General features: G+C 65.1%; 11 protein-coding genes. 10 read left to right on the plus strand and 1 reads right to left on the minus strand.

Annotated features, from left to right (window positions below; translation table 11 throughout):
* The 9 genes from B3T59_RS11750 to B3T59_RS11790 form a co-directional block, all read left to right on the plus strand.
* Window positions 1–909 (plus strand): Hsp70 family protein (locus tag B3T59_RS11750; RefSeq protein WP_349681968.1); only part of this gene is annotated, 909 nt, incomplete at its 5' end.
* An 8-nt stretch (window positions 910–917) separates the two neighbouring features.
* Window positions 918–1,442 (plus strand): nucleotide exchange factor GrpE, encoded by a 525-nt coding sequence (locus tag B3T59_RS11755; protein WP_287003481.1) that lies wholly within the window; start codon window positions 918–920, stop codon window positions 1,440–1,442.
* Between the two features lie 5 nt (window positions 1,443–1,447).
* Entirely contained in the window at window positions 1,448–2,386 is a 939-nt protein-coding gene (locus B3T59_RS11760; RefSeq protein WP_007238920.1) for a DnaJ C-terminal domain-containing protein, read from the plus strand.
* The gene (locus B3T59_RS11765; RefSeq protein WP_007238919.1) at window positions 2,383–2,712 is read left to right on the plus strand and encodes a chaperone modulator CbpM; all 330 of its coding nucleotides are present in this window, start codon (window positions 2,383–2,385) and stop codon (window positions 2,710–2,712) included. The genes B3T59_RS11760 and B3T59_RS11765 overlap by 4 nt, the downstream gene beginning before the upstream one ends.
* Window positions 2,694–5,324 carry an ATP-dependent chaperone ClpB gene (gene clpB / locus B3T59_RS11770; RefSeq protein WP_251724068.1) on the plus strand — a complete coding sequence of 877 codons (2,631 nt, stop codon included), beginning with the start codon at window positions 2,694–2,696 and terminating at the stop codon, window positions 5,322–5,324. The genes B3T59_RS11765 and clpB overlap by 19 nt, the downstream gene beginning before the upstream one ends.
* A 14-nt stretch (window positions 5,325–5,338) precedes the next feature.
* Complete coding sequence (trxA, locus tag B3T59_RS11775) at window positions 5,339–5,791, plus strand: thioredoxin (RefSeq protein WP_005180066.1); 453 nt, start codon at window positions 5,339–5,341, stop codon at window positions 5,789–5,791.
* The gene (locus B3T59_RS11780; protein ID WP_005180064.1) at window positions 5,788–6,054 is read left to right on the plus strand and encodes a UBP-type zinc finger domain-containing protein; all 267 of its coding nucleotides are present in this window, start codon (window positions 5,788–5,790) and stop codon (window positions 6,052–6,054) included. Before trxA ends, B3T59_RS11780 begins: the two co-directional genes overlap by 4 nt.
* A complete protein-coding gene (locus B3T59_RS11785) occupies window positions 6,032–7,759 on the plus strand; it encodes an FAD-dependent oxidoreductase (protein WP_287003483.1) in 1,728 nt (575 codons plus the stop codon). The genes B3T59_RS11780 and B3T59_RS11785 overlap by 23 nt, the downstream gene beginning before the upstream one ends.
* Before the next feature lie 13 nt (window positions 7,760–7,772).
* Window positions 7,773–8,213 carry a DUF1931 family protein gene (locus B3T59_RS11790; protein WP_174299137.1) on the plus strand — a complete coding sequence of 147 codons (441 nt, stop codon included), beginning with the start codon at window positions 7,773–7,775 and terminating at the stop codon, window positions 8,211–8,213.
* Window positions 8,214–9,256: 1,043 nt separating this feature from the next.
* Here B3T59_RS11790 and B3T59_RS11795 read toward each other — a convergent pair.
* On the minus strand, window positions 9,257–9,595 hold the full coding sequence (locus B3T59_RS11795; RefSeq protein WP_064861693.1) for a hypothetical protein: 339 nt from the start codon (window positions 9,593–9,595) through the stop codon (window positions 9,257–9,259).
* A gap of 362 nt (window positions 9,596–9,957) precedes the next feature.
* Here B3T59_RS11795 and B3T59_RS11800 point away from each other — a divergent pair, with 362 nt between their 5' ends.
* The gene (locus B3T59_RS11800; protein ID WP_287003484.1) at window positions 9,958–10,356 is read left to right on the plus strand and encodes a hypothetical protein; all 399 of its coding nucleotides are present in this window, start codon (window positions 9,958–9,960) and stop codon (window positions 10,354–10,356) included.
* The last annotated feature ends 82 nt before the right edge of the window (window positions 10,357–10,438 follow it).

Below are 10,438 nucleotides of genomic sequence, written 5' to 3' on the forward strand. Positions count from 1 at the left end.
GACATCGACGAGGTGATCCTGGTCGGTGGTTCGACACGCATTCCGGCGGTACAGGCACTCGTTCGCCGGCTCACCGGCGGTAAGGACCCCCACATGGGCGTCAACCCGGACGAGGTCGTGGCGCTCGGTGCCGCAGTCCAGGCGGGCGTGCTCAAAGGTGAGGTCTCCGACGTACTGTTGCTCGACGTCACCCCGCTGTCCCTCGGCGTCGAGACGCAGGGCGGGGTGATGACCAAGATCATCGAGCGCAATACGACGATCCCGGCCCGGCGCAGCGAAGTGTTCTCCACGGCGGAAGACAATCAGTCCGCCGTGGACGTGGTGGTGCTGCAGGGCGAACGCGAGCGGGCCGCCGACAACCGGGTGCTCGGACGGTTCCGGCTGGAAGACATCCGCCCCGCGCCACGTGGCGAGGCCCAGGTCGAAGTCACTTTCGATATCGACGCTAACGGCATCCTCAACGTCACCGCCCGCGACAAGGACACCGGCAAGGAGCAGAGCATCACGATCAGTGAGCAGGGCAACCTGGACCAGAGTGAGGTCGAGCGCATGCTTGCGGAGGCCGAACGGAACCGGGGTGAGGACGAGGAGCTGCGCAAGGCGGTCGACGCACGCAACGCGCTCGATTCGGTTGCCTACCAGGTGGAACGGCGACTCGCCGAACTCGGTGACAGTGCGCCCCCGCACGACAAGGCGCGTGCCGAGATGCTGATCGCCGACGCCAGGAAGGCTGTGAAAGACGGTGCTTCACCCGCGGAGATAGAGCCCCTGACCTCGGAGCTGCAGCAGCTGCTCTACGGGCTCGCGCCGGTCCAAGCCGGCGGCGGCGACGGACACCAGGCCGGCGGCGCAGAGGCTGCGTCGTCGGATGATGACGACGTGATCGACGCCGAGTTCGATCGAAGCTGAGGCACACGATGGAGAGGTCTGCTGATCATTCGACGACCGAGCCGGCTACCGACGGTACCGACGGGGATCAGACCGAGACGGCGCCTGATCGCACCGACACGGGGGCCGAGTTGGCTCAACTCGAGGACCGCTGGCGCAGGGCCCTCGCAGATCTGGACAACCTGCGCAAGCGGTATGCCAAAGATCTCGACCGTGAACGCGCCGCGGAGATAGCGAGGGTATCGGCGGCGTGGCTGCCGGTGCTGGACAACCTGGAGCTTGCGCTGGCACATGCGGGTAGTGACCCGCAGACTGTCGTCGACGGTGTGAAGGCAATCCGGGACCAGGCGGTGCAGATACTGTCACGGCTCGGCTTCGAGCGCCACGACGAGGTCGGTGTGCCGTTCTCCCCGGAGCTCCACGAAGTGGTCAGTGTGGTGACCCACCCCGACCTTCCCTCCGGAACCGTGATCGAGGTCTTGCGGCCAGGTTACGGAGAAAACGGACAGCAGTTGCGTCCCGCCACCGTGGTCGTCAGCCGACCTGAGGAGTGAGCGCCATGGCGCGTGACTACTACGAAGCGCTCGGGGTCCCGCGCAGCGCCGACACCGACGAAATCCAGCAGGCCTACCGCAAGTTGGCCCGCAAGTATCACCCCGACGTGAACAAGGACCCCACTGCGGAGGACAAGTTCAAGGAGGCCAACGAGGCCTACCAGGTGTTGTCCGACCCGGACACCCGGAAACGCTACGACCGGTTCGGCCCCGACTTCCGGCGTGTGCCCGAGGACTACGACGAACGGGTCCGGGCAAGCGCCGGTGGGTACGGCGGCGGGTTCGGCGGCGGCGGGTACGGCGGTGGGGGCGGGGGCAGAAGGGTGCACTTCGGTCGCGGTGTCGGTGGCGAGGGCGGCGTCGACTTCGAGGACCTCTTCGGGCAGATGTTCGGCGGCGGTGGCGGGTACGGGCCGATTCCCGGCGCCGATCAGGAAGCGGAACTGGAACTGACCTTGGAAGAGGCGTATCGGGGCGGCAAACGCACTCTCAGACTGGACGGACGGCAGTACGACGTCGACATTCCGGCCGGTGTCCTGGACGGCCAGCGAATCCGGCTGGCCGGGCAAGGCGGCCGGGGCAACGGCGACGCGCCGCCCGGGGATCTGTACCTCGTGGTGCGGATCAAGCCGCATCCCCGGTTCCGCGTCCAGGGCCGGGACATCTACGTCGACCTGCCCGTATCGCCATGGGAGGCGGTCCTCGGGTCGACCGTCGTCGTTCCCACCCCGGGTGGCGAGGCGAAAGTCAAAGTGGTGCCGGGCTCGTCGACGGGACGGAAGCTTCGCCTGCGCGGAGAAGGAATGCCCAATCCGCGGGGCGCCAACGGCAACCTCTACGCCGAAATCAAGGTGATGGTGCCGCCGAAACCGACAGCACGTGAACGCGAGCTGTTCGAACAGTTGGCCGCCGAATCGAACTTCGATCCGAGGAAACAGCCATGAGCACCCCGACCCCGGGCACCCAGTACATATTGGTTCGCCGTACCGGAATGTCGCTGGATGTCTTCGCCGAACGTACCGGGCTGCACCCCGACCTGGCACGAAAGCTTGTGGCTCTCGGCCTGCTCGACGCACGCCGCGGCCCCGGCGGCGAAATATTGTTCGAACCGTCAGCAGTGGCCCACGCTGCCCGCATCCAACGGTTACGGACGGGCCTGGGTCTGAACTACTCGGCAATCGGGCTCGTGCTCGATCTGCTGGATCGAATCGAGAAACTCGAAGCAGCGTCCCACGGAAGGAAGACACCCCCATGGACACCGGCAGTCTGACTGAAAAGTCACGAGAAGCCCTGCAGGAAGCCCAGAACCTGGCGACCAGAATGGGTCACACCGAGGTCGACGGAGAGCACCTGCTGCTCGCGTTGGTCGATCAGCAGGAAGGGTTGGTACCGCGACTGCTCGAGCAGGCCGGTGCGAACGTCGATGCCCTGCGATCCGATCTGGAACGTGAACTGTCGCGTAGGCCGAAGGTCAGCGGCCCCGGTGCGACGCCCGGTCAGGTGATGATCACCCAGCGCCTGGCCAAGCTGCTCGACGCCGCGGAACGGGAGGCGAAGCGACTCAAGGATTCCTACGTGTCGGTGGAGCATCTCGTGATGGCTCTCTCCGAGGAGGGGTCGACCAGTGCGGCCGGACGGGTTCTCACCAGTCATGGGGTCACACGAGAGGCCTTCCTCGCCGCCTTGACCACAGTGCGCGGCAATCAGCGCGTCACCTCGGCCACCCCGGAGGGTGCGTACGAGGCGCTCGAGAAGTACGGACGCGACCTCGTCTCCGAGGGGCGGGCAGGCAAACTCGATCCGGTCATCGGCCGCGATGCCGAGATCCGCAGGGTAACGCAGATCCTGAGCCGGAAGACGAAGAACAATCCGGTGCTGATCGGCGACCCCGGCGTCGGCAAGACCGCGATCGTCGAGGGCCTCGCCCAGCGGATCGTCCGCGGCGACGTGCCCGAGGGCCTACGCGACAAGACGATCTTCTCGCTCGACATGGGTTCCCTGGTGGCCGGCGCGAAGTACCGCGGCGAGTTCGAGGAGCGACTGCAGGCGGTGCTGTCCGAGGTGAAGGCGGCCGAGGGGCGCATCCTGTTGTTCGTCGACGAGTTACACACAGTGGTCGGCGCGGGATCGGTCGGCGGCGAGGGGTCTCTCGACGCCGGCAACATGCTCAAGCCGATGCTCGCCCGCGGCGAACTGCACATGATCGGTGCCACCACCCTCGACGAGTATCGCAAGCACATCGAATCCGATGCGGCACTGGAGCGACGCTTCCAGACCGTTCTCGTCGACGAGCCCGGCATCGAGGATGCGATCTCGATTCTGCGCGGACTTCGAGAACGCCTCGAGGTGTTTCACGGCGTGAAGATTCAGGACGGCGCACTGGTGGCCGCCGTGACCCTCTCGCACCGGTACATCACCGACCGTTTCCTTCCGGACAAGGCGATCGATCTGGTAGACGAGGCGTGTGCGCGGCTACGCACCGAAATCGATTCGATGCCCGCCGAACTCGACGAGCTCACCCGGAAGGTGACCCGGCTGGAGATCGAGGAGGCCGCGCTGTCCAAGGAAACGGACGCGGCCAGCAAGGCGCGTCTCGAAGAGTTGCGTAAGGAGCTGGCCGATCTGCGGGCCGAGGCCGACGCCCGGCACGCGCAGTGGGAGGCGGAGCGCCAAGCGATCCGTCGGGTGCAGGAGCTACGGGGGGAGCTGGAACGATTGCGCCACGAGGCCGAGGAGGCCGAACGCAATTACGACCTCAATCGGGCCGCCGAGCTGCGCTACGGCGAGATCACCGAACTCGAACGCAGGCTCGAGGCGGCGGAGGAGCAATTGGCCACCAGGCAAGGCCGCAATCCGTTGCTGCGTGAGGTGGTCACCGAAGACGAGATCGCAGAAATCGTGGCCGCATGGACGGGCATCCCGGTCGCCCGGCTACAGGAAGGAGAGCGGGAAAAGCTGTTGAAACTCGACGAAATCCTGCACGAGAGAGTCATCGGTCAGGACGAGGCTGTGCAACTGGTCGCAGACGCGGTCATCCGGGCGAGGTCCGGTATCCGTGATCCGCGCCGGCCGATCGGTTCGTTCATCTTCCTGGGCCCGACAGGTGTGGGGAAGACCGAGCTCGCAAAGACGCTGGCCAGTGCCCTCTTCGACAGCGAAGACAACATGGTGCGCCTGGACATGAGCGAGTACCAGGAGCGGCACACGGTGAGTAGGCTCATCGGTGCACCCCCCGGGTACATCGGGTACGACGAGGGTGGCCAGCTCACCGAGGCGGTGCGCCGCAAGCCGTACTCCGTGGTGCTCTTCGACGAGATCGAGAAGGCCCACGCCGACGTCTTCAATACCCTGCTGCAGGTGCTCGATGACGGCCGGATCACCGATTCTCAAGGCAGGCAAGTCGATTTCCGGAACACGGTGATCATCATGACCTCCAACATCGGATCCCAGCATCTCCTCGAGGGAGTCACAGCCGACGGCGAGATCAAGCCGGACGCCCGGGAGCGGGTGCTGGCGGAACTGCGCGGGCACTTCCGTCCCGAGTTCCTCAACCGGGTCGACGACATCGTGTTGTTCACCCCGCTCACGCTGCCCCAGATCGAGCACATCGTCGAGCTGCAGCTCGCCGATCTTCGGAACAGGTTGTCGGAGCGCCAGATACACCTGGATATCACGCCGGAAGCACGCCGGCTCATCGCCGAACACGGTTTCGACCCGGTCTACGGTGCGCGGCCGCTGCGGCGGTATATCGCCCATGAGGTCGAAACCAGGATAGGTCGTGCGCTGTTGCGCGGCGAAATCGAACCGGGCGGCACCATCAGTGTCACGGTGGACGGCGGCGAGCTCGCCGTCGCATATACGGAACCCGCCATCGCGGCCTGAGAAGAGGTGTCGTCATGGGATCCGACAAGGTGAAGTGCCCACACTGCGGCAAGGTCAACAAGGTGCCGGCGGCCGGGGACGGGAGACCCCGCTGCGGGAACTGCCACGAGCCGCTGCCCTGGATCGCCTCGGCAGGGGACGGCGACTTCGCGGAGGTCGCCGAGAAATCCTCGGTGCCTGTACTCGTTGACCTCTGGGCGACGTGGTGCGCTCCGTGCCGCATGGTCAGCCCCGCGCTCGAGCAGCTCGCCACAGAACGCGCAGGTCAGATCAAGCTGGTCAAGGTCGACGTGGACGCTGCGCCCCAGACGGCCGAACGGTTCACCGTCCGCGCCGTACCGACTCTGCTGGTGATGGACCGAGGTGAGGTACTCGCTCGTCAGGCGGGCGCAGCTCCGGTACCCCAGCTGCGCACGTGGCTCGATCAGGCGCTCTCGGAAAATGCAGGCAAGAAGGCGAAGCCATGACCTCGGTCCATGCCGACCCGCACGTGACCGCGATCCGGGCCGTGGTGCCCCGCACTCCACAGGGTTGCGAGGAATGTCTTCGCCTCGGCACCCCGTGGGTACATCTGAGGCTGTGCCTGACGTGCGGACACGTCGGTTGCTGCGACTCCTCGCCGGGCAAGCACGCGAGCGCACACGCTCACACCATCGGCCATCCGATCGTCCAGTCGATGGAACCCGGTGAAGATTGGCGCTGGTGTTATGTCGACCAGAACTTCGTCTGAGGACGCCCCACGCCTCGGCGACGGTCAGCTCGTCGACGACGAGACCCCGGATACAGTCGGAGCATTCCCGCGGCTGACGGACGACCAGATCACGACGCTCGAGGTCGGTGGCACGCGTCGATCGGTTCACGCCGGCGAGGTGCTGATCCGAGCGGGCGCGCCCAGCAACGACTTCTTCGTCATCCTCACCGGCAAGGTCGCGGTCATCGACGAGGGCGCCGAGGACGGCCAACGCCGGATACTGCGCGTGCACGGTCCGGGCCGATTCCTGGGCGAGCTCGGACTGCTGGAAGGCCAGGTGGCGTTCTTCACCGCCGAAGCGATCGAGAACGGCGAGGTCCTCGTCGTCCCGGCCGAGCGGGTGCGCGAGCTCGTCGCCCACGACCTCGTGCTCAGCGATCTGATCCTGCGCGCCTACCTGATCCGCCGGCACCTGCTGATCGGGCTCGGCGCGGGGTTCCGGATCATCGGCTCCTGCTATTCCCCGGACACGTTGCGGCTTCGCGAATTCGCCATACGAAACCGGCTGCCCCACAGGTGGATCGATCTGGAGCAAGACGAACGGGCGGAGCAGCTGCTGCAAAGCCTGGGTGTCGCCCCCGAGGACACTCCCGTCGTGATCTGGCACGGCGAGAAAGTGCTGCGCAATCCGACGAACCCCGAACTCGCCCGCATCGTCGGGCTCCCGGTCCCGGACTCGGTCCCGGACGCAGCCCAGGACGTGTGCGACCTCGTCGTCGTAGGTGCCGGACCGGCGGGTCTGGCCGCGTCCGTGTACGGCTCATCCGACGGGTTGAACACGGTGACACTGGAGTCGATCGCTGCAGGTGGGCAGGCTAGCACCTCCTCCCGGATCGAGAACTACCTGGGCTTCCCGGCGGGGATCTCCGGCGCCGAATTGGCCGAGCGCGCCCTAATCCAGGCCGGGAAATTCGGTACCCGCCTTCTCGTGTCGGCGGAGGTGACCGGTTTGGGATCCGAGGGCGGGCACCATGTGCTCCGGCTGGCGGACGGCGGCGAGATCCGCGCCCGGGCGGTCGTGCTCGCCACCGGGGCGCGATATCGCAAGTTGGAGGTTCCGGGAATCGAGGCACTGGAGGGGAGAAGCGTGTATTACGCCGCAACCCATCAGGAAGCGCGGCTGTGCGGCACCGACCCTGTAGCCATCGTCGGCGGCGGAAACTCCGCCGGCCAGGCCACCGTCTTCCTCGCAGACCATGTCTCCCACGTTCACCTCCTCATCCGCGGCCACGACCTCGGAAAGAGCATGTCCCGATACCTGGTCGACCAGATCGAACGGCATCCGCGGGTGACCGTGCACCGGAACACCGAGATTCGTCAGGTCCACGGCGACAAGCACCTCGAAGAGATTGTGGTCGAGGACAATCGCACGGGCGACCAGGACACGATCCGGGTGCACGCCCTGTTCGTCTTCATCGGGGCGACGCCGCACACCGGGTGGCTGGCCGACACGATCGCACTCGACGACCACGGCTTCGTCCTCACCGGCATGGACGCGGTCCACGCCCGAGGAGACGGCAACCGGCCGATCAGCGCCGGGCTGTCCAGGACGCTCGAAACCAGCCGGTCCGGCCTGTTCGCGGCGGGCGACGTCCGCAGCGGCTCGGTGAAACGGGTCGCATCCGCAGTCGGTGAAGGAGCGATGGCGGTACGCCAAATCCATGAATACTTCGAAAGGAGCTGACGACATGCCAGTGATGGGCACCGTCAAATTCCAGCGGTTCTTCCGGGCAGCGGCCGGACTACAGGTCGACCGGAACGACCTCAAGCGCTATACGGATTTCATCGACGACAAGATCTACGACCTGATCCTGATCGGCAAGGCCTCGGCAAAGGCAAACCTGCGGGACGTGATCGAACCGTGGGACCTGCCGATCACCAAGGGGCTGCAGGAGAGCATCGACCGATTCGAGAAGCTGGACGAGGAGATCGAACTACAACCTCTGCTCGACCAACTGGCGGCCCAACCGCCCTTGGACGTAGCCCTCTCCGAGAGAACCGAGCAGAGATTGCCGCTGATTGCCGGCGGCTTGAGCGTGGCGCTGGCGCGCACTTTCGTCACTGTCCAGCCGGACCGCAAAAACCCCGGGAGCGCCGAGTGGAACGTCACCCTCGACATCTTCCATCAACTCCTCTGAACCCAGCCAGCGACCGGGCACTGATGGCGGACAAACGTGCCATCCTTGGCTTCGCCGAAAGGCACTGTCGTCATGCATTCAGCCTAGCCGCTAGACTGGCCAGAAACTAGCCATATGTTTAGCCGATAACGCCGATTATGTCAAGTAATGCTTGACACGTAAACTCGGAAACGAGCTGTCCGATGCGGCATTGGCAAAGCGACTCGGCATCACACGACAAGCGCTGCACATGTGGCGAGGTCAAGGTTTACGGTCTGGCGGACGCGCTTAGTGGGCGATCTGCCCGGCACTTCCACGTCCAGCGGAAGCGCTGTCCGCGCGGCAGCGTTCATTACACACGCGCTCAACGGCTTTGGTGCCGCACCACGCATGTGCAGAGAGGAAAGTTGAGCCCACAGACATGGACGAAAGGAAGTGGGCAATGCTGCGAAATGCTCGAGCACGCCAAGCCATTGGTGGTGAAGGACCGGGCGGCCGGCACTGCCGCTGCTGCCGAAGCCGAAGCACCAACAAGTCCTACCGGGTGCGGGAAAACCGTCAGTGGCGGCGCGACTACGGGAGCGGCACGTAACACCAGATCCACAGTCGCTGACCCCGATCCGCGCTCACCCTTTGCTGGAGGCGAGCGCGGACCAGCCCTGTCGAAGCCGTCAGCGACATCTCAGGTGCATGAGACGCCGGGGGTTACGGGACGTGAGCTGAATTGGCCTGCCGTGCAACCGTTCAGCAGGGGTGCCGGGAGACGTCATGGCTGTCCGGTGTAGCCGCAGCACGAACGAGGTAGCAAGTGCTCCGCACGCTAGACCTGGCGGCGCGCGGCGACCACGCGCGACGGTGTGCGGACGAGACCGAGCTTGTGCTCAGCGCCTATGGGCGGAAGCCCGATCGGTACGCCATCGCACGCGGGGAAGGGGTGCTTTGGGGCGTGACTGCCGAAGAAGGGTGCACATCCAGCGATGGGCAGTGAGCTCGAAGCACCTGCCTGCGCACGGCAGGCGATCCAGAGAGACGGTGCGCGACTGGCAGACCACGCACCGGCGCGGTCACTGTTCTTCGCTGATCTCTGCCTCGTAGTGGTAGGGCCGTGACACCGCATCCCAGTCGATGCCGAGCATGTCGCAGAGGTGACGCATGTCGTTGAGCAGGTCCGACATCGACGTCCATACCGATTCGTTGCTGTAGGTGCCCGAGTTCTGGCTGTATTCCGTTACAGCAGCGAAGGCGTGCGAGGCGCGGATTTCGTTGGCGATCAATGGATCGTCGGTGTCAGTGAGGTGTGCTGGGACGGTACGGAACAGTGCGGAGACAGCTTCGGCGCTGACGCCGCCGGGTTCTGCGTCGGCAGGGTCTAGGCGTGGTTGAACTCGGTACGGGTCGCTCATGGCTTGGTCCTTCGTGGTGGGGTGACGCCAATGATGCTGTGGCGTAGACGGGAGAGCGGCACCGTCACTTGTTCCGCGCAGCCATCACCGCACGTGGCGCACCCGCTGCTCTATGTGATCGAAGGCGCTGCAAGGCAGATCCTTCACGCAAAGGTTTGCCCGCTGACCCAAATCCGGGCGCGAACGACGTGAAAGTCATCGCTCTGGAGGCGATGCGCGACGCACATGGGTTTCTGTGTCCTTGCCACAACTTCACTGCTCGATCACTGCTGGACGCCTCGGGATTCAACGTCCCAGTTGTGAAGAGACCCAACAATCGTGGTTTTGCCACAGCGTGGCATCTATAGGATTACGATCCCGGCATGAAGACAGAAGGCGAATCGGCGCAGGTCAGACTTGTGGGCGCTGGAAGTCTGGCCCGACTTGTAGCTGTGTTTGTCGTGATTGCGATGGCGGCATTGACTTTAGTGGCGGGGGCGGCGTTGCGTGCTGCGCCAGCGCGCGCCGAGCCCGCACCGCCGTATGACGCGTTTTATGACTTGCCTGCCGGATGGGCGTCCACGCAGCCCGGAGCGATCCTGAAAAGCCGCCCGGTAGCGGTCAAAACGTTGCAGATACTGCCGTTGAACGTACAGGCATGGCAGCTGTTGTACCGCAGCACCGGCGCTGATGGGCAACCATATGCGGCAGTGACTACGGTGATGATTCCGCAGGGGCCAGCTAAGCCTCGATCCACCGATTTGTACCTGTCCGGGGGATGAGGGATAGACGAAATGCCCTGTCTGAGTGACAGAATGGGACTTGCTCAGGGTTCCATCGGTACACGCAGAAGGGCATCTCGTA

Origin of the sequence: Gordonia sp. UBA7860 (assembly GCF_002500165.1) — a bacterium.
GTDB lineage: Bacteria > Actinomycetota > Actinomycetes > Mycobacteriales > Mycobacteriaceae > Gordonia > Gordonia sputi.

Excerpts from the sequence above, each read along its gene's own strand:
- B3T59_RS11755 (WP_287003481.1), top strand. The coding sequence starts at position 918 with ATGGAGAGGTCTGCTGATCATTCGACGACCGAGCCGGCTACCGACGGT.
- B3T59_RS11760 (WP_007238920.1), top strand. The coding sequence starts at position 1,448 with ATGGCGCGTGACTACTACGAAGCGCTCGGGGTCCCGCGCAGCGCCGAC.
- B3T59_RS11765 (WP_007238919.1), top strand. The coding sequence starts at position 2,383 with ATGAGCACCCCGACCCCGGGCACCCAGTACATATTGGTTCGCCGTACC.
- clpB (WP_251724068.1), top strand. The coding sequence starts at position 2,694 with ATGGACACCGGCAGTCTGACTGAAAAGTCACGAGAAGCCCTGCAGGAA.
- trxA (WP_005180066.1), top strand. The coding sequence starts at position 5,339 with ATGGGATCCGACAAGGTGAAGTGCCCACACTGCGGCAAGGTCAACAAG.
- B3T59_RS11780 (WP_005180064.1), top strand. The coding sequence starts at position 5,788 with ATGACCTCGGTCCATGCCGACCCGCACGTGACCGCGATCCGGGCCGTG.
- B3T59_RS11785 (WP_287003483.1), top strand. The coding sequence starts at position 6,032 with ATGTCGACCAGAACTTCGTCTGAGGACGCCCCACGCCTCGGCGACGGT.
- B3T59_RS11790 (WP_174299137.1), top strand. The coding sequence starts at position 7,773 with ATGGGCACCGTCAAATTCCAGCGGTTCTTCCGGGCAGCGGCCGGACTA.
- B3T59_RS11795 (WP_064861693.1), bottom strand. The coding sequence starts at position 9,595 with ATGAGCGACCCGTACCGAGTTCAACCACGCCTAGACCCTGCCGACGCA.
- B3T59_RS11800 (WP_287003484.1), top strand. The coding sequence starts at position 9,958 with ATGAAGACAGAAGGCGAATCGGCGCAGGTCAGACTTGTGGGCGCTGGA.